Origin of the sequence: Micromonospora sp. NPDC049801 (assembly GCF_040656575.1) — a bacterium.
Classification (GTDB): Bacteria; Actinomycetota; Actinomycetes; order Mycobacteriales; family Micromonosporaceae; genus Micromonospora.
In genome coordinates, this window is the sequence record NZ_JBFAMS010000009.1 from 73,608 (window position 1) to 94,035 (window position 20,428).

Here is a 20,428-nt window from a genome sequence, read left to right on the forward strand (position 1 = left end):
CCGAGATCCGGCGAGGGTGTCGGTGGCCGCCGATAGCGTGACCGTTCGACGACATCGACGAAAGGACACCGGATGAGCCTGCGCGGATTCGCCACCCTCAACATCTGGGCCGACGACGTGGCGGCGGCCACCGACTGGTACGCCCGGTTCCTGGGCCAGGAGGCCTACTTCTCGCGACCCGGCCCGGACGGGCGTCCCGCCTACACCGAGTTCCGCCTCGGCGACTACCAGGCGGAGCTGGGCATCATCGACCGCCGGTACGCGCCCCCGGGCGCGGCGAGCGGGCCTGGCGGGGCGGTCATGCACTGGCACGTCGACGACCTCGACGCCACCGTGGAACGGCTCCTGGCCCTGGGCGCCACCGAGTACCAACCGATCACGCCTCGCGGAGACACTGGTTTCGTGACGGCGTCGGTGGTGGACCCCTTCGGCAACGTGCTGGGCGTCATGACCAACCCGCACTACCTCGACATCCTCGCCTCACTCCGGGCGGCCTGAGCTCGGCGTCCCCGTTTCCGCCGCTCGATCCTGGTAGTCCTCATCCACCGCCTGCCGCACCAGCGCCGCCGCTCGCACGGTCTCGATTCCGCTGGCGATCAGCAGATCGTGGGCGGCCGCCCGGAACTCCCCCACCGCGACCAAACCCGAATAGCCGAGACGATGGATGTACGGGCGGGTCGAGTCCCGGACGGCTCCCTGCGCCCGCCCGACCAGCTCGACGCCCGCCAGGATCTGGTCGCGGGTCTCCTGAGGCTCCCGACCGACCTGGACAGCTCGGCGCAGCGTTGGCATCGCGTCGGCCAGCAGGTCGATGGCCTGCGGAAACTCCTCGGGAATCGGCTCGTCGTCCTTCAGCGCGGTGGTCAGTCGCCGGCACAGTGAACGGCAACCGTGCAGGCTCCGCTCCAGGTGCCGGATCGCCGTGGTGTGGAAGGCCAAGGAGTCACGGTCGCGCCACCGCAGGGGCGCGAGCCGCGTCACCTCCTGGGCGGCGCTGAGCCCGTCGTTGAGAGCGGCCAGGCGGGGATCCAGCTCGCGCAACCCGCGCAGGCTCCGTTCGGCGTCCCCGAGATCGCGCTTACGTAGCGCCGTCGCCAGGTCATGCATGATGTCGGCTGCCGGCCCGACCACCGGCTCGGCCAGCCGCAGCAGCGTCCGCTGCGGATGGATGGGCACCAGGAGCAGACCGACCCCCAGCCCGACCAGCCCCCCGACCGCCGCGTCGACGAAGCGGGGGACGGACAGGTCCCGTAGCGGCGGCTCCAGGGTGGCGATCAGCACTGCGGTGCCGCCGGCCTGGGTGAGCAGCGAACCGCCCCCCTTGAGCAGGATGGCGACCGTTATCGCCAGCACGACGACCACACCGGTCTGCCAGAACCCGATGCCGAAGAACGGCATCAGCACGTCGCCGACGGCCAGCCCCAGGGTCACCCCGACCAGCAGCTCGATGGTGCGCCGCAGGCGCGACCCCATCGAGGCCGCCACGATGCCGACCGCCGTCGTCGGCGCCAGGACCGGGGACGGATTGTCCAAGAACTGGTACGCCACGAACCAGGCGATCGCGGCGGCGACGCCGGCCTGCACCGCGAGCAGACCGAACAGACGCAGCCGCCAGGCACGCGAGCGCAGCGCCCGTTGTGCCCACGCCCGCAGGCGGTCGAACCGGGCCTCCCGGTGGTCCGCCGGCTCGCCGACAGCCGCCGACTCCTGGTGGGCACACATCCGCGCCGCTTACCCGGAGCGCGCAAACCTATCCCGGCTGCGCCAATCGCTTGGGATCCATGCTTGTCGACGTCTGCTGTACTCGACACGAGGATTCCCTCGGCGAAGGAGGCACTGCCATGTCCACCTCCGAGTTCAGCCCCGACGCCCTCCGTACGCTGATCCGCGCCGGCGCTTGGGTCGGCCGTTCCGACACCGAGAAGGCCGCCGTACACCTGTTGACCTTCACCAAGTTCCCGGACCAACCCGGCTTCGCGGACCTGGTCGAGGTCGTGCAGATCCCCGAGTACGACGACGGCCACGACATCCAGGTGGCGGTGATCCGCGACTGGGCGGCGCTGCTCGCGCTACCGGCGGTCGAGCACCTGTCCGCCGACGACCAACGACTGCTCGCCCTGGCCGGCAGCCTCGCCACCGGGCAGCCGGTCGACCTGGCCGCCAACGCCGCCGTCAAGGGCCACGAGCACGCGGCGAAGGTCGCCGAGGCGATGGTGATCGCCGCCGGCTACCACCTGAAGTACGAGGTCAAGGCAACCGCACGACTCACCACGAGGTTCGCCAAGGCCTGAGAGCGTTCGGGGCACCTTCACGAGTACGGCCGGCCGGGCAGCAGGTCGTCGTCGCATCCGCTCTGGGGTAGCCCGGACGCAGCGGCGATGGCCTCGACGGCCTCGTCCAGGCCGGTCGTCTCCGGCAGGACGAGTTCGTCAGGCCAGCCCAGGACGTCATGAGCGGCGTACCAGCCGCTCATGTGCTCGGCGGTGAACTCACTGGCCTGCGGGCGAGTGAGGTGCCGGCGCAGGGTCTCGGCCAGCGACACGTCGAGATAGCAGAACAGCGACCGGCCGCGGTGGTCGTCCCGCAGCGCGGTCAACATGCTTCGGTAGCGGCTGCTGTGCATGATGCCCTCCAGCACCACGTGATAGCCGTGGTCAAGCGCGAACCGAACGGTCTGCGCGATCAGCGCAGGCGCGATGCCGCCGGGCTTGTCCCGTTCGCGCAGCAGGATGCGGCGCAGGTAGTCCTGCTCGACCAGGGCGCAGCCCCGGCCGTGCCGGCGTCGTAGCTCGCGGGCGATGCTGCTCTTGCCGGAGCCGGAGTTGCCCCGGATGCAGACGAGGATCGTGTCCGGGCTGCCAGTGGGTTCAGCGAGCACGATGCCTCCTCGGCTTCAGTCGTTGCGGACACTGAGGTCGAGGGCGGCGACGGTCAGCTGGGTGAGGTCAGGAAGCTGGTCCTCGCCGAGGGTGACGCCGCGCAGGTTGTCCAGCGGCGTCTTGAGGCCCTGGAGCCGGCTGCCCCGCAGGTCGGTGCCGTCGAGCTGGCAGGAGTCCAATTCCAGTCCGGCGAGGTCACATGACCGCAGCGCGATGCGAGGTAGTCGGCAGGAGGACCACGCGCCGTTGGTGAGAGTGCAGTCGGTGAAGGCGACCGAGCCGGCGGCGGTGACGCGTTGGAAGGTGGCGTAGTCGAAGCGGCAGCCGTCGAACAGGACGTCCTTGAGGCGTACGTCGGTGAGCCTGGTGCCGGTGAACCGGGAGCCGGTAATGGCGCAGCGTTCGATGGTGATGCCGGTCAGGGTCGCGCCGGAGAAGTCGGTGCGGGTGATTTCGCAGCCGTAGAGGCTGCCGGCCTCCCAGGTGCTCTCGCTCAGGTCCACGCCGGTGATCAGGCTGCTGCGGATGCGGGCGTCCTCAAGGTGCGAGCCGTGCCACGCTGCGCCGTTGACGAGAGCCTCGGTGAGGCCGCCGGCGAGGTCCGCGGTGATGTCGAGGTCGTCCGGTTCGAGGTCCGGCAGCAGGACCTTCACGTCGCCGATCGTGGTGGTGCGCATGTGTCCTCAACCTGTGTAGGCGCGGGGTGGGCACGCCACCCCGCGCATTCCCGTGGTTGGGGCTACTTCTTCTTGTTCCAGTTGTCCCAGCCGGGTCGGCTGTCGAACTTACCCTTGTTAGCCCAGGCGGGGCGGTTGTCGAACTTCGCCGCGTCGATCGACGCTACTGACCGCTCAGGGTCGACGCCGAGGCGAGCGAGTTGCTCGGGTGCGGCGTTGACGAGGATCGCGAGAGCATTGGTCATGGTGCTACTCCTTGAGGGGTGAGGTGGTCCGCGGCGGCGCGAACGAGGGCCTGTCGGGTGGTCCGGCAGTAGGTCGTCTCTCGGGCGGTGAACGTCGCGTGCTCGAAGTAGCGGTTGCCGGCCTGGGCGCCACGGCAGAAGTCGTAGAAGGCGCAGTGGTCGGCACAGCCGTTGAGGGCCGTAATGAACTCGGCGACGTAGCCCAGGTCGCCGGCGCCGGCAAGCATGGCGGAAATGGATTGCTGAAGGACGTTGCCGACGATGAAGTCGCCGTATCGCGGCTCGGTGATGCCGAGCAGTTCCGGTGACAGCAGCACCACCTGTCCATCCCAAGAGACGGTCGGGATCGGCTCGTACGGCTCGTGGTCGACGCGGCCAGCGCGGGTGGCGGCGAGATAGTCGGCCAGCCGGTCCACGTCGCGGATCCGGAGCGGGCTGCCGCCGACGCGACGTTCGATAAGGCCCTGCCAGAACCGGTACGCGGCGTCCTCCGACACCGGTGCCCGGTCAGCGCCCTCCTGCTCTTCGATGTTGAAGCCCACCGACTCGCAGCCGGGCAGGCCGGTGAAGAAGTCGATGAGGGCTTCCGCGTGGTCGATGGTTTCCGGGGTGACAACACAGATCACCGAATACCTCAGCCCTGCCTCGGCCAGGGTCTGTATGCCGCGCAGGGTTCGGGCGTCCGTCGGGTTGCCGGCCCGGTCGAGGCGGTTCCGGTTCAACGCGCCCGGTCCGTCGATACTGACCCCGACCTCGAACCCATGAGCGGTGAAAACTTCGCACCATTGCCTGTTGATCAACGTCGCGTTTGTTTGGATCTCGTGACGCACCATCCCCGCGCGGCGGAGCTCCTCGAATGGGTCTAGTAGATCCCGGAACAACCCGGTGGGTGTTGCGGTGGGTTCGCCCCCGTGCCACACGACGCTCACCGGATGGCCGCTGTTCTGCTGCGCGATCGACTCGGCGCAAGCCTGCGCGACTGCGCTGCTCATCAGGCGGAGGGATCTCCGGTCGGGCAGGTAGCAGTAGGTGCAGTCGAGGTTGCAAAAGCTCGTCGGCTGCACGACCAGGGTGTGGAAGCTGCCGGCGACCGCCGGCTGGCCGGTAGCGTTGATGAGGCCGATGCCGTTCACGAGGAGGCCTCTTCGATGCTGGCGGCCGTGGTGGTACTGACGCGGTAGGCGTGGGTGTGGCGGGCGGGCCAGCCGAGGAACCGGTCGAACATGTCGGCGGCGCTGCCTGTGACGCTCGGGTTGAGCCGATGCAGGTCGTCGATCGCGTCGTGCAGGCAGCCGGCCAGGTAGAGGAACAGGCTCACCGGCTCTTCCCGGTACTCGGCGAGGAGCGCGAGCTTCGCCGCGCCGCAGGGCCATGGCTGCCCGCACCGGCGGCACAGCCACAGCGGGCGCATCGGCAGATGTTCCACCTCGGCTGGCGCGAGCCCGTTCGCCGCCAGACGGCGCTGCTGCCCGGTCACCGGCGACCGCCCTCGCGGGCCTGCTGCTCGAACAGCCGACGCCACACGAAGGTGAGCAGCGGAGGATCAGCGCGCCGCACCTGACCCTGTGAGGACGTCCACCTGGGCTCGGGGCGCCGGGACTGGCTGGCTATCGCGTTACGCGATACGTACACCGTCATGCCTCCACCCCCGCCAGGATCGATGAGCGGCGGGCTCGCCGGGGGAATGGCGAGCCCGCCGCCGCATCACGGCGGCTGGGAGCAGGCCGCCGATCACCCACCCACGCAGCCCTCATGGCGGTACGCAGGCGGGGAGAACACCGAGACAGTTCGTTCCAGGACGGGCCGAGCCAGCGGCCCAAGCCGTGGTGTGGTGCGCCGCTCATCGATCCCTCCATCTGCAGCTCCCTGTTAGTCATCCCCGACACCGGCATCGACACGCGCCGGTGATCTGGGGTGAACTGAACGTAGGGGCGGTCCGTACGGAGGACCGGGAAAATCCGTACCGGGTCCGGCGGTCTTCAGCGGGCAGGGTGATGGTGTGCGAGGGATGACGGAAGACATGACCACCGGCCAGCGCGTCGCCTTTTACCGGCGTCGACGAGGGCTCTCCCAGGAGGTGCTGGCCGGTTTGGTTGGCAAGACCCAGGAGTGGTTACGCAAGGTCGAGACGAACCGGGCTGACCTCGATCGGCTATCGGTCATACGCGCGATCGCCAAAGCCCTCGACGTGTCCCTCGGCGACCTGATCGGTGCACCGAGCCTGTTCGAGTGGTCGGACGACTCAGGGCGCGAGACCATCCCGGCCTTGCGGGCCGCGCTTCACGACTATCGTCACCTCGCGCCGACGCTGGCCAGCACGGGGGACGTCGAGGCCCCCGCCCTCCGCGAGATCGAGAACGACGTCGCCGAGATCTGGACCGCCTACCAGCACTCGCGATACGGCACCCTCGCCCGCCGGCTGCCCTACCTCATCCACGACTGCCTCACCGCCAGCGAGGCGTACGACGGAGACGATGGCCAGCGAGCGCACGCGATGACCGCCTACGCCCACCAGCTCGCCGCGTTGTTCCTCACCAAGCTCGGCGAAGGTGACCTCGCGTGGACCGCCGCCAGCCGGGGCTTGGCCGCCGCCAACGCCAGCCACGACCACGTCGTCATCGGCTCACTCAGCCGCTCCGCCGCGCACTCGCTCGCCTCCATCGGGGAGTACGCCCAAGCCCTGGGCCTCGCCGCCACGGCGGCGCGGTTCCTGGAACCCCGGCTCGTCAGGCCGACTCCGCAGCTGCTGTCGGTCTACGGCAGCCTGCACCTCGTCTGCGCGCTCGCCGCCGCCCGAGACGACGACCGCGCCTCCGCCGACACCCACATCAACGAAGCCGATACCGCCGCACAGCGGCTCGGCGCCGACGGCAACCACGTGTGGACCGCGTTCGGGCCGACCAACGTATCGATCCACAAGACGACCGTGGCGATGGAACTCGGCGATGTGCAACGCGCCATCGCCATCGGCGCCCCACTCGACACCAGCACCGTGCCCGTCGAGCGGCAGGTTCGCCACGCCATCGAAACCGCCCGAGCCCTCGCCCGGTGGAACCGCATCGACGACGCGCTCGCCGCGCTCCTAGACGCCGAGACCCTCGGGCCCGACCAGGTGCGCTACCACCAGCTCTCCCGCGACCTCGTCCGAGACATCCTCACCCGCCCCCGGCCACCACGACTGGCCGTCGAACTCAGCGACCGAATGGGCGTCCGGACGGGAGGCCCTCGCTGGTAGCTGGGCTCAGATCAACCGGCTCGTGTAGCCAGCCGCCACCAGGCGCTCGAAGGCCGCCCGCACCTCGTCCGGCATCTCCTGGGGGATAGCGAACCCGCGCTCGGCGTACACCTCGATCCGCTGCGTGTCGCCCACCAGCATGTCCACCACCCGCCGCGGGTCGCCGATGCTGCGCACGTAGTCGTCCAGCTCGAGCGGGTTTGAGGCGCACACCACATCGACCTCCGGCCAGATCAGCCTGCAGGTGGCGTAGGCCCGACGCTGTTGGTAGGGCCGCGACATGATCAGCACCGACTTCACCGGGATCTGGCGTTCGGCCAGGAGCGCACGGGAGAATTCGAGGTTCTCGGCGGTGTTCGTGGCCCGCGGCTCCACGAGAACCGCCTCCGGGGGCACACCCTGCTCGACGGCGTACTCGCGGTAGTGCACCGCCTCTCCACGCGGGAACCTTTCGACCGTGGTCGGGGCGTTCGCACCGGTGAAAACAATCCATGGGAACAGGCCTGCTTGAAACAGGCGCGATGCGACCACTGCAACGCCGAGGTCATGGCTGCCCAGCCCGATGCCCACGTCGCACGGGCGTAGCTCGTGGTGCATGTCGTGGTATCGCCACAGCGTCGCCACGTGAGCACGGACTTCGTCTGAGAGCACGTGAGTCGGCACTTCGGTCTGCCGTTCCATCAGCGCCCGCCAGGTAGGGCGAGCGCTGGAGTTTGGTTCACGCCCCGTTTACTCATGATGTCAGCGTAGGGCAGGCCGGGCGACGCAGATCAGCTACAGCACGTCTGTCCAGCGGGGGGCATTCAGGTAGGGCCGACACCATCAGCGCCATCGGCAGCCGCTCCCTCCGTCGGTGCCCGCTCGCGTACCTGAACCCACAACGCCATCTCGCCAGCCTCGCGGACGGCCGCACCGCGCACGGAGCGAGCCCACGCGATCTGCGGCAGATGAGCGCCTCGGTAGGGCGAGGCGCTTGTAGTTTCGCGACCCGGACTGGTGTTTTCAGCTCCGATCCGAACGACGCCAACTTCGCAGCGCTTCCCGCTCTGTCCGGCACGCTGCGACGTCCGCGTGCAACTTGCTGGTCCAGCTGTGTCCGCCGCGAGTCGCCGTTACGCGGATCTCGACCTGATCGAGGGTAGGCATACCAGCATCGCTCTCCGCGAACTCCACCCGCCAATGTGCCCGGTCGCCGACATCCAGCCCGGCCGGCTTGACCCCTTCGTACGCATGCACCGCAGTGAACCGCGGCTCCCCCGGCTCGACTCCGTTGATGCCGGGGGTGAACGAGACGCCATCGGTTAGCAGATCGACTCGCAGCTCATCAAGTGGGCCAGCTGGCGACGCTGCGACGCCAATCATCAGCCTGTGCCAACCATGGTGGCCGGTCTCATCACCGTTAGGGTTCTCCACCTCAGCAGTGAACTGCGGCGCTTGCTGCTGCTGGAGCAGCTTCGCAGCCGTCGCTGCTGACTCTGCCGAGGCCACATACGAAAGCCACGCGAACAGTGCAGCGGCGGCCGCGATCGCTGCGGCCACCCATTCAGGAGCATTTCCCCAGTCAGGCATGACCAACATCGTAGCGACTGACTACGATAGGAGAGTTCGTCAGAACCCCAGCCTCGCGCAGCATCAGATGGGACGTATGCGAACAACTGCACGCAAAAAAATGCCAGCCGCACGAGCTTGCAGCAGTCGACCAGAGAAGATGTCAGACCTGCCCCGTAAAGTAGCCGGGTGGCGAGCAACCATCTATTCAACGGCCGCGAATTAGCGGCAGACCTGGGCACCAACCTCAAGCAGGTCATGGACGCCCTGAACGCCTGGAACGATGACGACTTCCTGGCGCGCACCGACGCCGACCTCATCACCGAGCTCGTCGCCGTCGGCGCCGTCGAATGCCCGGCGCTGCATCCGGACGAGTGGTACATGGACGAGAGGCCCACCGAGGCTGAGCGCTCGGTGGTCAATATGTTCGGAGAGCGCGTACGCGAACGAGTCGTTCAGTACACAGTCCGGATCCCCTTCAGCGGCCACCCGGCTCCGTTCACGATGAAAGCAAGTCAGTACTTCATTGCGCCGATAGAGGCTAAGGTCGACGAGAAGGCCAGCGAGCTGGTGATCGTCTGGGAGGGAACCCGCCCCGATCCGGAGGCAGTCAGACAGTGGTTTCGCACACGAATCGATCGCATCGAGAAGGGTCTGGGCTTCGCTCGCGCTGACATCAACGCCCATAACAGCAACCTACTTAACCAGATGCCGCAATGGGTGGCCCAACGCCGCGCACGACTGCTCGCGGCGCGGCAAGTCCATGCCAGTATCGGCATTCCGATCCGGCGGCGGGCTGACGCCAACGTCTACGCACTGCCGGTACAGCGGCGTCGCCTCGTCACCCGCACGACGCAGTCGAGCCGGGCCCAGGCTAATCCCTTTGAGCCCGAGCCGGCCCTTGAAAAAGCAAGCTACGAAGATGCACTCGCGGTCCTGCGTAACGCGCGTAACGCGTTCGAGCGCAGTCCATCGCTGACCGAAAAGCTCGGCGAAGAACTCATCCGTGATCTGCTGCTGATCCTCTTGAACGCTCAATTCGAGGGCAGAGCTGGCGGCGAACTATTTAACTGCGGCGGCAAGACCGACATCCTTATCCGCGAGAAGGACGCCAACGTGTTCATCGGGGAGTGCAAGATCTTCGGACCCAAGGACGGCGCCACCAAGATTACGGACACGATCGATCAACTCTTGGGCTACCTGACCTGGCGCGACACCAAGGCCGCGTTGTTGCTGTTCATCCGGGACCGCGACGTCACCAGCGTGATCGGCAAGGCCGTCGCGGCGTTCGAGGCGCATCCGAACTTCAAGCGGCGTGGCTCGACCGCCTCGGACGAGCGGTACGACTTCGTGGTCCACGCGAACGGTGACCCTGCCCGCGAGATGCACATCGCGTTCCTGCCGTTTCTAGTCGGCGGTGCTCGGTAGCTGAGCAGCCTGTTGCGTTAATCGCCCGAGCGCTCGTCGGCCACGTTTGTCGCCCTAGCGAACGGACTCAATTCGGGCAGGGGCAGTTGCTTCATATGGCCGACGTTGCCCCTCAGGGCGCCGAATGCATTGCGGCTCCTACACCCCTTACTGCGGCCCGGCTACCGCGTTCTGCCCTAGATCGCCGGACCTCGGCTCCGAGCCCATTCGGGATTCGCCCCCCGAACCGATCAAGAACCGCCGACTGCCGCAGCCCCCGACCACCCGACCATCGTGCGGAGCAGCCACGGAGCGGTGTCCTAGAGCAGCCCGCCGCATCCCACCGTTACCGCCCCCGATGCTCCTGACCACCCGCCACGGCCGGACACGAACAAGGCCCCGACCCAGTGTGAACCACCAGGTCAGGGCCTATCTCGTTGGTGCGCCGCCAGGGACTCGAACCCCGAACCCGCGGATTAAGAGTCCGCTGCTCTGCCAGTTGAGCTAGCGGCGCTCGCTGACAACGACGAGCACGCTAACACGTGCGCGAACCGACCTCGGAACCCCTCCCCGGCCCGCGTTCAGTGCGCCGGGTTGGGCGTGTGCGGCAGTTTGCCGAGTTGCTTCCAGTTCGTCTCGGCGACGTCCACGCCGTAGTGCTTGGCGGCGGCGAGGATGTTCTGGAAGGCCAGGTCGCGGTCCGCGTCGGTGACGCCCTGCACCTGGTCGAAGCGGGCGATGGCGTTGTGGACGTGGCTGGCGTCGGTCATCGGCTCCTTGCGCTTGCCGGGGAAGGCGAAGACGGTCTCCGGCAGCTCGCGCTTGTCCTTGTCGGTCAGGCCGCCGTGCTTCTCGTGGGGCTTCCAGGTCGACTTCATCGCCCACCATTACCCATTTTTCGTCCAGACGTACGCCCGGACCGGCTTGATTAAGGGTGTTTAAAGACCCTGTCCGGCACGCGCGGCGAATGCCTACCATACGGCGGCCGTGACCGTTCGGGTCAGCCTGTCGTGTGTTCGTTGGGAGTGACCCGTGTCGTACGAAGGCCCGCCGCCGTCCCGTCATCGTCCCCCGGGGTGGGCCACCCACAAGAGACTGAGCGTCGCCGCGGGCGCGGCCGTCGTGCTCGTCGTCGCGGCCGGCGCCGTGTACCTGGGCAACGGCGCCGCGCAGTCCGAGCCGTCAAACGCGGCCAACGCCGCCGAGTACCCGTCGCCGTCGGCCGGGCAGCCGGAGTCGTCCGGAACGGCGGTGTCGGCCCCGGCGACACCTTCGGTCTCCGCGACTCCGTCGACCGACGCGACGCCGTCGGCCGCTGCCGCACCGAAGGTTCCCACCACCGGCTGGGTTCCGATCGACCGGGCGGCCTGGAAGGCGCAGGCCGACGCGTACCAGGCGTTGAAGATCGACCCCGCCCCGGCCGGTGTCGGCGACCTGCCGGAGTTCCGGGCGGACTGCCAGTACAGCCACCGACTGCCGGACGACCCGATCGTCGCCCCCGGCCTCCCGGGCGCCTCACACATGCACTCCTTCGTCGGCAACAAGGCCGTCGACGCGAACACCGTCGCCGGAGACCTGACGAAGTTCACGGCCACGTCCTGCAAGCCGATCCAGGATCACTCCGCGTACTGGGTGCCCACGCTCTACGACAACGCGACCGGTAAGCCGGTCGAGACCACCGGCTTCCGGGTCTACTACCGCTCGCTCGCGAAGAACTCGACCGGCCAGATGCCCATGCCCAACGGCCTGCGCATGATCTCCGGGGATGCCAAGAAGAAGCAGCCGACACCGCGCGGCGCGACCGGCCAGTTCTACTGCGCCTTCTACGGTCCCGGCGACCTCGACGGCGTCGCCCGCAGCACCAACGGCAACTGGCCGATCTGCGGCGGGACCGCCACGCTGCACTTCATGCTGCAGTTCCCGGACTGCTGGGACGGCAAGCACCTGGACAGCCCCAACCACAAGGACCATGTGGCGTACGGCAGCGGCGGTACCTGCCCGCCCGGCCACCCGGTTCGGATCCCGGCGATCACCTTCGACATCCAGTACCCGGCCAAGGGCACCCCGGCGGGCTACTACCTCTCCTCCGACAAGGCGGGCAAGAGCGCCTCGTCGATGCACGGCGACGCGTTCGTGGTGTGGGACGTCAACACCATGAACAAGCGCACCAAGAACTGCGTCCTGGGGCGCAGGACCTGCGACAACTACGGCTACCAGAAGTAGTCGGGGCCGGACCGGAGAACGGCCCGGCCCCGACTGACGATCGCCTAGGGCCAGTTTCATAAGGGCGGTCGAGCCGAGGCGGAGTCCGGGCGGCGATCCGGCAAGGCGCGGTTTCGTCCGGATACCGGTGTTGTATCCGGACGACACCGCAACGCCGCCGGTCGTCGTCCGGGCCCGCCGCAGGCCGGCCAGTTCTTATGAAACAGGCCCTTAGCTACGCAGCGTCCACTGCTGGTTGGCGCCGCCGTTGCACGACCAGAGGATGATCTTCGTGCCGTTGGCGCTGGCCGCGCCGTTGGCATCGAGACAGAGCCCGGACTGGCCGTTCGTGATGGTGCCGTTGCTGTTGATGTTCCACTGCTGGTTCGCGCCGCCGTGGCAGTCCCAGATGATGACCTGGGTGCCGTTGGCCGTGCCCGCCCCGGACGCGTCCAGGCACTTGTTGCCGTACACCATCAGCTGCTTGCTGGACGTGGCGGTCCACCGCTGGTTGGTGCCGCTGCCGCAGTCCCAGAGCTGCGCCTGGGTGCCGTTGGTGGTCGAGGAGTTGGGGACCTCGACGCAGCGGCCGGACTGGCCGCCCACGAGCTGGCCGCCCTGCTGGGTGCCGCCGCCACTCTGCTGCCGGACGAGGGAGGTCGACTCCGCCGACCGGTTGCCCTGGGCGTCGACGACGTAGAGGCGGTACTCGCCCTGGGTCGACGGCACGGCGATGGACGTGGCGTTACCGGCCGCCCGGGTCATCGTCGCCCCGGCCGTGAAGGTGGTCGTGCCCAACGGGGCCAGCCAGACCGACTTGCCGGCGTCGCCGGTGCTCCGGATCGGGATCGTCGCCGTGGCGCTGGTGACGTACGTGCTGGCCGGCAGCACGTAGTTGGACACCGAGAACCTGCTGGCCGGGATGATGTCCCGGTAGGCGTCCTCAAGACCGGAGCTGGCCGCGATGCCGTACGCCGCCGCCGGCCAGACGTAGTCGGAGGAGACGAGGATGTCGGCGACCGTGCTGTTCGGCAGGTTCTTGTTCGACACCTTGTTGATCGGGCCGTAGATCTGCGTGATGCTCAGATCGTGCTTCCGACCGAAGTCGTCGGAGTTGATCATCCAGGTGACGTTCTTGTCGATGCTCAGGACGTTGTCCCGGAAGGTGATGTACGCCGAGCCCTCGTCGGGGTGGAGTCCGTACTTGTGGCCCGAGGGCACACCCTGGAAATAGTTGTTGGTGATCGTGGTCCCGGGCTGGCTGCCCAGCGTGTAGATGGGCGCCGTGTCACTGAGGCGCTGGACCGTGTCGATGATGTGGTTGTAGCTGATGGTGTTGTTCCGCGCCGTCGTGGTCGGCCGGTTGGGCGCGATCGAGCCCGATGACCCGTCGAAGTTCCACCAGCCCCAGCCCATCGTGATGCCCGACCAGGGGGCCTTCTCGATCCGGTTGCGCTGGATCGTCAGGGTGTCGACGAAGTACGCCGAGATGGGGCTGTGCCCGTTGAACAGGACCGCGCTGTCGTACAGGTAGTTGTTCTTGATCTCGATGTTCTTCGGCAACCCCTCGACCTGCGGGAGGTACTTCTCCCGGTTGCTCGACGTGCCGTCTCCGATGTAGACGTGCTGCGGATGGCCGACGTCGATGGCGGAGCCGGCGACGTCGTTCGTGTAGTTCCCGATCAACTGCGAGTTCTGCACGTCGTTGACCATGCTGATGCCGTCGGCGCCGGTGTGCTGGACCCGGTTGCGTTGCAGGAGGATCCCGTCGGCGTTCTGCACCTGGACGATGCCGGGCGTGACGTCCACGTTGCGGTAGTAGTAGACGTGGAAGTTGCCCTTCGCGTACGCCTGCGCGCCGAGGTTGCCCTGCTGCGCCTGCTTGAAGGACGAGCCGGCGACGTTGAACAGGTTCCAGTCGGAGTGCTGCACGGTCAGGCCGGAGAACGTGATGTTGCGCGCGTGGCTGGTGGTCGAGGTGCCGGCGACCCGCAGCACGGTGGTGACGTTGTTCGGCGCGTACACCGACGCGTTCGTCATGTCCTCGGAGCTGGCCTTGTAGTAGTAGACCGTCTTGGTGCCCTTGTCGAAGTAGAACTCACCGGGGGCGTCCAGGAACTCGTACGCGTTCATGAGTTTGTGGCTGCCGCCGACCTGGGCGTTGCCGTTGAACGCGCCCTGCGCGATGGCCGCGCCCGGCTGCTGGAACAGGGCGACCCGGTTCGAGCCGTCGGTGGTCACCTGGCGGACCCCGACGATGGCGGTGGTCCAGGTCGTGCCCGTCTCGATCTCGATGTCGTCCTGGTTGCGGGGGATGGCGGGGAAGTCGTTCTGGCTGTACTTCGCGCCGTCGCACTGGGAGCCCGACTCCCACGCCCAGGACGCCTGACCGGCGGTGACGTTGTACGTCCCGTAGCACCCGCCCGAGCTGACGGTCTTGGTCGCCATCTGCGCCCGCTTGTCGTTGACGTACAGCGTGCGCAGCTTGGTGCTGCGATCCAGCGGCGCCTTCCAGATGTTGCCGCTGTGCTGGGTCCAGCCGGTGACCGGGACGCCGCCGTCGAGGATGGGGGTCTCGCCGGGATAGGCGGCGTAGCTGATCCGGTACCCGTTGGTGCCGGAGTCGCTGGCGCCGAACTCGACGGTGCTGGTGACCGGGTATCTGCCGCCACGCAGGTAGACGTTGATGTCGCCGGACATGTTCGCGTTAACAGTACGGACGACGTCCCGCGCGCGTTGCACCGTCTTGAACGGTGACGCCTGCGTGCCTGCGTTGGAGTCGTTACCGTCCGGGGCGACGTAGTACGTCTCCTGAACCGCGGCCGAGGCGGGCGATTGACTGATCACCACGGCCGGCAGCGTGGCGGCGACGAGCGCCGCCGCGAGCAGTGCCGTGCGGGTGGTGGATGCGGCTGGTCTCACGTGCTGTCCTCTCTCACTTGTCGTCGACGTTGGTGCCTGGGACGTGCATCGAGCGACAAGCAGGGAACAGCGACGCCACCAAGGATCGGCGGGGGGCGCGTGGTGCGGCCCGACCACACTCTTTTGCCAATCGCTACGAAGTCTTGGGCGGAGCGTATGTCAGACGTGTGACGAATGCAATACGAGATTGGGTCCCATCTATGTCTAAATGCCTGTCAAAAGCGCAAAGCAGACGAGCAGCACAATGCTTGATCGTCGATCATCCGATGAATTCGGAATCGGCTCGGGCCGAGGGACACCAGCACCCCGGCCCGAGCCGTCCGGATCAGCGCAGCGAGAAGTCCGCCAGCCGCAGTGGAGAGTCGAACACCAGGTAGACGTCGTGGGTCCCGGCAACCCGGGCAACCTCGGCACTGACGCTGACGTACCGGTAGTCGTCGCCGGTGCTCGGCACGGTGGCCGTACCGAGCAGTCGGCCGGTGGGCGAACCCAGCCGAACCTGGATCGTGCCGGTGCCCGCCGTGGCCTTGGCGACCCGAGCCGTGAAGGTGTGGCCGCCCGGGCGCAGAGCGGACTTCCCGAAGGAGATCCACTGACCGGCTGCGGTGGCGCCCACGGCCGTACCGCGTACCTTCGTCTCGTCGACGAGCCGGACCCCCGCGTACCCGTCGAAATTCTCGGCGCGGGTCGTCCGGGTCAGGTCCCGGGCCGGGATCGTCTCACCGCGGACCGTGACCGCCGTGCGGGCCCGGACATCGGTGGCGCTCGCGCCGACCATCAGGTCGTACGCGGACGACTCGACCACCCACCGACTCCGGGTGACGTCCCAGTTCGCGAGGTCGGCGGCGCGCACCCGCAGCGTGACGGTGCGGGTCTGCCCGGGGGCGAGGTCGACCCGCTGGAACGACCTGAGCGCCCGGATCGGCGTCTTCACCCGCGAGGTGCGTTGGTGGCTGTAGAGCTGGACGACCTCGGAGCCGGCCCGGCTACCGGTGTTGGTCACGTCGACGCGGGCCGTGATGGTGCCGTCCGCCGCGACCGAACGGTCGTCCGCGCGGAGCTGGCCGTACCGGAACCCGGTGTACGACAGCCCGTGGCCGAACGGGTAGAGCGGCTTGGCGGTGCTGTAGAGGTAGGTCTGCCCGGACGAGATGACGTCGTACTCCAGCAGGTCCGGCGGTAGTTGCCGGTCCGAGCGGTACCAGGTCTGGGTGAGCTTGCCGGACGGGTTGCGGTCACCGAACAGGACATCGGCAACGGCGTGACCCGTCTCCGCGCCCGCGTGGGTGGTCCACACGATCGCCGGCACGTGCTCCTGCTCCCACCCGATCGTGACCGGGTAGCTGGTCTGCAACACCAGCACCGTTCGCGGATTGGCCTTCGTCACGGCCTTGACCAGCGCCTCCTGGCCCGCGCTCAACGCCATCGAGGTGCGGTCGTGGGCCTCGCGCCCGTTGATGAACGGGTTGCTGCCGACGACCAGGACGGCGGTGTCGGCCGCCTTCGCCGCCGCGACGGCACGGTCGACCCCGCTACTGATCACCTCACGCTGGAAGTGGGTCGCCTCCGCCGCGCTGGACGCCCCGAGCTTGAGCGCGCCGTCGTCGCCGACCGTGACGTACGTGTTGACGCCGAACCAGCTCTCCGTCGTCTCGTAGCCGGCGTAGCGCAACGCGACCGTCCCGTCGGCCTGCGGCTCCAGCGTGAACTGCTGCTGGACGTACCAACCGTTCGGCTGCTCGTCCCGGGTGACGAACGGCCCCCAGTTGTAGCCGAGGTAACGGCCGTTCGCGGCGTTGCGCAGGGTCACCACGTTCTGTCCCCAGTCGACGCTGTCGAACTGGGCCGCGAGCGACGCGTCGGTGCCGGTGGCGGCGACCGGGTCCGCGTCGGTGGTGCCGGTGGCCGTCACGTACCGGCCGGTGGACGGGTCCTTCAGGGCGATCCGGTCCGCCCCGTCGAGCCCGTCGACGCTCGCCGAACTGCCCAACCGCTCGCGGATGCCGTCCAGCGCGGTCACCTGGTACGGCAGGTCGGCGCCGTACCAGTCGGTGTAGAGGGTGTCGGCGAGTGGACCGAGCACGGCCACCTTGCGGGTCCGGGCCGGGTTCAGCGGCAGCGCCTGCCGCGAGTTCTTGAGCAGCACCATCGCCTCGCCGGCGGCCTGACGGGCCAGCCGTTGGTGTTCCGGGCTGTTGATGACGTCCGGGGTGATGCCGCCGTACCGGCCGCCGCCCGGGTCGAACTCACCGAGGCGAAAGCGCAGGTTCAGGATCTCGGCGATCCGGGCGTCGATGTCCGCCTCGGTGAGCAGGCCGTCGGCGAGGGCCTGCTTGATGGCGCTGACGGTCGGCTGGGCGTTGGTGTCGTCGGTGATGAAGCTGTTGAGGCCGGCCTTGACGATCGCGGCGTTCCCCTGCGCCTGGGTCGGGTAGTAGCCCTGCGAGGCGACGAGGTTGTTCGGCGCCCAGGCGTCCGTGACGTTCATCAGGGGCTGGTCGGTCCAGCTCCGTACCACCGTCGCCAGGTCCGGATCCACGGTCGCCGGGCGGCCGTTGACCAGGTTGTACGAGGCCATCACGCCGGTCGCCGCGTCGGCCGCGATGGCCGGCTTGAAGGCGGCCCGGTCGTACTCGTTGAGCACCCGCGGCGGGACGTTCGACGAGGTGACGTCGCGCCGGACCTCGTTGTTGTAGGCCAGGTAGTGCTTGAGGGTCGGCGCGCTCTTGAGGTGGTCCGGGTCGCCCCCGGTCATCCCCGAGCCGTACGCGGTGGAGATCTTCGCGGTGAGCAGCGGGTCCTCGGAGTAGCCCTCCTCGTTGCGACCCCAGCGCGGGTCGCGGAGCAGGTTGACCACCGGCGCCCAGAGGTTGAGACCCCAGACCCGCGGGTTCTGCGCGTGGTAGCCGCGCGCCTCGTCGCCCACGGCCGACCCGACCCGCTGGATCAGGTCGGGGTTCCAGGTGCTCGCCATGCCCACCGGCTGCGGGAAGGACGTGCCGCGGGCCTTGACCACCGCGCCGTTGTTGTCGATGTCGGTCGACCAGGCGACGCCGTGCAGCGCCTCGGTGCCGGTCTTGAACAGGCCGATGCCCAACCGGGGAACGGCCGGCTGGTACTGGTGCAGCCAGGAGATCTTCTCGTCCAGCGTGAGCCGGCCGAGCAGGTCGTCGACCCGGACCTGGACGGGCAGGCTGGGGTCACGGAACGGGTAGGTGGGGTCGGCGTGTGCCGCGCCGGGGACGGTCGGCAGGGCGAGCAGGGCGAGCGCGAGCGCGGTGATTCCGCGCCGAAGGCGCCACTTCCGCATGCGATTCTCCTCATGTCGTACGACAGGCGCGATTCAGCGCCAAGACCGGCGTGGCCAGGCTCGACACCCGGCTGACGGGCCTGAACGACGAATCGTCGAAGCGCTTCGACGACCCGGCCGCGTAACCACGGCCATGAATGTGGTGATCGCGCAACTATAGAAGCGCACCAATTGATGGGCAAGGCCGGACGCTCGCGCGCCGAGTCCACGACGATTCCGTACGGTCCGGTGCCGGGTAGGGTCGACCCCGAGACCCACGCGCCGATCCGGGGGGACGTCACCAGGTGAGCGCCCATTCGATGGTGCTGTTCGTGCTCGCCGCCGTGGCGGTCATCGTCGCCGTCCGGTGGGTGGCGTCCCGTACCGGCCTGCCGGCGGCCGCGCTGCTGCCGCTCATCGGGATCGTGTACGCGCTGCTACCCGGCCCCAACATCGGCCTCGACCCGGAGCTGGTGCTCATGGTCGTGCTGCCGCCGCTGCTCTACAGCGCGGCGTTGGACTCCTCACTGCTGGACATCCGCCGGAACCTGCGCATCGTGGTCAGCCTCTCGGTGATGCTGGTGCTCCTCACCGGGCTGCTCGTCGGCCTCGGGTTCCACCTGTTCGTCGCGGGCGCGACCCTGGCCGCCGGCATCGCGGTCGGCGCCGCCATCGCCCCGCCCGACCCGGTGGCCGCCCTCGCGGTGGGCCGCCGGGTCAACCTGCCGCCGAAGATGGTCACGATCATCCAGGGCGAGGGGCTGCTCAACGACGCGACAGCGCTGACGATGCTCAGCGTCGCGGTGGCCGCCGCCGTCGGTGGCACGTTCTCGTTCCCCGCCGCCGTGGCCCAGTTCGTGCTGGCGGCGGTCGGCGGGGTCGCCGTCGGCGTCGCCGTCGCCTGGGCGAAACGACTGGCCCGCCCGCTCACCGCGGACCCGCTGCTGTCCAACGCGATCTCGCTCGCGACACCGTTCGTGGCCTACCTGCTGGGCGAGGCGTTGCACGTCTCCGGCGTACTCGCCGTGGTGATCGCCGGGCTGATCGTCGGCCACCAGACGCCCCAGGTCGGGTCCGGGGCCGCCCGGCTCCAGACCAGCGCGGTGTGGCGGCTCGTCGACTTCCTCCTCGAAGGCTTCGTCTTCCTGCTGATCGGCCAGCAGCTCCCCGAGGTCGTCAAGGGACTGCGCCAGTACGACACGTCGACGATCGTCATCGCCGTCGCGGTTTCCGTGGGTGTGGTGCTGCTCCTGCGTCCCGGGTGGCTGGTGCTGACCCAGTCGCTCCCCCGGTCCCTGCACACCCGCCTCGGCGGCATCTCCGAGCAGGACGACGCCGACGAGCCGAACACCGCCCGACAGGTCGCGCGGGCCGACCGCAACGCCCGCCGACTCACCTCCCGCGAGGTGGTGGCGCTGAGCTGGTCCGGCACGCGCGGCGTCATCAGCCTGGCCGCGATCTTCACCCTGCCGCTGACCACCGACGACGGGTCACCCTTTCCCGACCGCGACCTGCTGCTGTTCTGCACCTTCGTGGTCGTGCTCGTGACGCTCGTCGGTCAGGGTCTGACCTTCGCACCGCTCGTGCGGATGCTCGGCCTGCGCGCCAACGAAACCGACCAGGCCCGGGTACGCAACGAGGCCCGCTCCGCGGCGGTCGAGGCGGCTCTGGCCCGTCTCGACGAGGTCGCCGCCGCCGAACCGGACAGCGCGGTGGCCGTCAACACCACGCGTACCCAGTTGCTGGCCCGCCTCGCGCGTTACCGCGGCCGGCTCGACCTGCTCGAACAGAGTGGATCGTCGGAGATCCCCACGTCACCGCAGTACGAGACGGCGCTGCGGGTCCGCCGTACCGCGCTCGACGCGCAGCGCGAGGAGTTGGTGCGCTGGCGTGACTCCGGGCGGCTCCCGGACGAGGAGCTGCGGGTCCTGGAGCGGGAACTCGACCACGAGGAGTTGCTGCTCCCCAAGCGGCAGTAGGTTCGCACCGATGGGGGCGCACCGGTGGTCGACCGACGGATCCGG

Annotated in this window: 18 protein-coding genes and 1 tRNA gene; 6 read left to right on the forward strand and 13 right to left on the reverse strand. The window is 68.5% G+C overall.

Annotation, left to right across the window (positions count from 1 at the left end; genetic code table 11):
* Positions 1–72 precede the first annotated feature (72 nt).
* Positions 73–498 carry a VOC family protein gene (locus AB0I89_RS17925; protein ID WP_357127512.1) on the forward strand — a complete coding sequence of 142 codons (426 nt, stop codon included), beginning with the start codon at positions 73–75 and terminating at the stop codon, positions 496–498.
* Here AB0I89_RS17925 and AB0I89_RS17930 read toward each other — a convergent pair.
* Positions 481–1,722: an FUSC family protein gene (locus tag AB0I89_RS17930; RefSeq protein WP_357127514.1), complete on the reverse strand. Its 1,242-nt coding sequence runs from the start codon at positions 1,720–1,722 to the stop codon at positions 481–483. The two genes, AB0I89_RS17925 and AB0I89_RS17930, sit on opposite strands and share 18 nt — an antisense overlap.
* Positions 1,723–1,841: 119 nt before the next feature.
* On the opposite strand from AB0I89_RS17930, the gene AB0I89_RS17935 reads away from it, so the two are divergent.
* Positions 1,842–2,291, forward strand: coding sequence for a hypothetical protein (locus AB0I89_RS17935; protein ID WP_357127517.1), 450 nt, complete (start codon positions 1,842–1,844; stop codon positions 2,289–2,291).
* 17 nt (positions 2,292–2,308) lie between these two features.
* Here AB0I89_RS17935 and AB0I89_RS17940 read toward each other — a convergent pair whose 3' ends face one another.
* The 6 genes from AB0I89_RS17940 to amcA (AB0I89_RS17965) all read right to left on the reverse strand — a co-directional run bounded on the left by AB0I89_RS17940 (position 2,309) and on the right by amcA (AB0I89_RS17965) (position 5,439).
* Positions 2,309–2,878, reverse strand: coding sequence for a kinase (locus AB0I89_RS17940; protein WP_357127520.1), 570 nt, complete (start codon positions 2,876–2,878; stop codon positions 2,309–2,311).
* Between the two features lie 15 nt (positions 2,879–2,893).
* Complete coding sequence (locus AB0I89_RS17945) at positions 2,894–3,556, reverse strand: pentapeptide repeat-containing protein (RefSeq protein WP_357127523.1); 663 nt, start codon at positions 3,554–3,556, stop codon at positions 2,894–2,896.
* A gap of 62 nt (positions 3,557–3,618) precedes the next feature.
* Positions 3,619–3,801, reverse strand: coding sequence for a multiple cyclophane-containing RiPP AmcA (gene amcA / locus AB0I89_RS17950; RefSeq protein ID WP_357127526.1), 183 nt, complete (start codon positions 3,799–3,801; stop codon positions 3,619–3,621).
* Positions 3,798–4,934, reverse strand: coding sequence for a cyclophane-forming radical SAM peptide maturase AmcB (amcB, locus tag AB0I89_RS17955; RefSeq protein ID WP_357127529.1), 1,137 nt, complete (start codon positions 4,932–4,934; stop codon positions 3,798–3,800). The genes amcA (AB0I89_RS17950) and amcB overlap by 4 nt, the downstream gene beginning before the upstream one ends.
* Complete coding sequence (locus tag AB0I89_RS17960) at positions 4,931–5,278, reverse strand: hypothetical protein (protein WP_357127532.1); 348 nt, start codon at positions 5,276–5,278, stop codon at positions 4,931–4,933. The genes amcB and AB0I89_RS17960 overlap by 4 nt, the downstream gene beginning before the upstream one ends.
* Positions 5,275–5,439 carry a multiple cyclophane-containing RiPP AmcA gene (gene amcA / locus AB0I89_RS17965; protein WP_196921378.1) on the reverse strand — a complete coding sequence of 55 codons (165 nt, stop codon included), beginning with the start codon at positions 5,437–5,439 and terminating at the stop codon, positions 5,275–5,277. The genes AB0I89_RS17960 and amcA (AB0I89_RS17965) overlap by 4 nt, the downstream gene beginning before the upstream one ends.
* 370 nt (positions 5,440–5,809) lie before the next feature.
* Between amcA (AB0I89_RS17965) and AB0I89_RS17970 the strand changes: the two genes are divergently transcribed.
* Positions 5,810–7,036: a helix-turn-helix transcriptional regulator gene (locus AB0I89_RS17970; protein ID WP_357127536.1), complete on the forward strand. Its 1,227-nt coding sequence runs from the start codon at positions 5,810–5,812 to the stop codon at positions 7,034–7,036.
* A 6-nt stretch (positions 7,037–7,042) separates the two neighbouring features.
* Here AB0I89_RS17970 and AB0I89_RS17975 read toward each other — a convergent pair whose 3' ends face one another.
* Complete coding sequence (locus AB0I89_RS17975) at positions 7,043–7,717, reverse strand: YdcF family protein (RefSeq protein ID WP_357127539.1); 675 nt, start codon at positions 7,715–7,717, stop codon at positions 7,043–7,045.
* Between the two features lie 321 nt (positions 7,718–8,038).
* A complete protein-coding gene (locus AB0I89_RS17980; protein ID WP_357127542.1) occupies positions 8,039–8,605 on the reverse strand; it encodes a hypothetical protein in 567 nt (188 codons plus the stop codon).
* A gap of 168 nt (positions 8,606–8,773) precedes the next feature.
* Here AB0I89_RS17980 and AB0I89_RS17985 point away from each other — a divergent pair, with 168 nt between their 5' ends.
* Positions 8,774–10,012 (forward strand): hypothetical protein, encoded by a 1,239-nt coding sequence (locus AB0I89_RS17985; RefSeq protein ID WP_357127545.1) that lies wholly within the window; start codon positions 8,774–8,776, stop codon positions 10,010–10,012.
* Between the two features lie 417 nt (positions 10,013–10,429).
* Here AB0I89_RS17985 and AB0I89_RS17990 read toward each other — a convergent pair.
* Positions 10,430–10,505 (reverse strand) — tRNA-Lys (locus AB0I89_RS17990).
* Between the two features lie 67 nt (positions 10,506–10,572).
* Positions 10,573–10,869, reverse strand: a complete 297-nt coding sequence (locus AB0I89_RS17995) for a DUF6582 domain-containing protein (RefSeq protein ID WP_357127548.1) — start codon at positions 10,867–10,869, stop codon at positions 10,573–10,575.
* A gap of 154 nt (positions 10,870–11,023) precedes the next feature.
* Between AB0I89_RS17995 and AB0I89_RS18000 the strand changes: the two genes are divergently transcribed.
* Entirely contained in the window at positions 11,024–12,214 is a 1,191-nt protein-coding gene (locus tag AB0I89_RS18000; protein ID WP_357127551.1) for a DUF1996 domain-containing protein, read from the forward strand.
* Between the two features lie 210 nt (positions 12,215–12,424).
* Here the strand turns inward: AB0I89_RS18000 and AB0I89_RS18005 are convergent, their stop codons facing one another.
* Together AB0I89_RS18005 and AB0I89_RS18010 are read right to left on the reverse strand one after the other, a co-directional pair.
* Positions 12,425–15,115, reverse strand: a complete 2,691-nt coding sequence (locus AB0I89_RS18005; protein ID WP_357127554.1) for an RICIN domain-containing protein — start codon at positions 15,113–15,115, stop codon at positions 12,425–12,427.
* Between the two features lie 325 nt (positions 15,116–15,440).
* Entirely contained in the window at positions 15,441–18,425 is a 2,985-nt protein-coding gene (locus AB0I89_RS18010) for a glycoside hydrolase family 3 C-terminal domain-containing protein (RefSeq protein ID WP_357127557.1), read from the reverse strand.
* A gap of 299 nt (positions 18,426–18,724) precedes the next feature.
* Here AB0I89_RS18010 and AB0I89_RS18015 point away from each other — a divergent pair, with 299 nt between their 5' ends.
* Positions 18,725–20,383: a Na+/H+ antiporter gene (locus AB0I89_RS18015; RefSeq protein WP_357128026.1), complete on the forward strand. Its 1,659-nt coding sequence runs from the start codon at positions 18,725–18,727 to the stop codon at positions 20,381–20,383.
* Positions 20,384–20,428 lie beyond the last annotated feature (45 nt).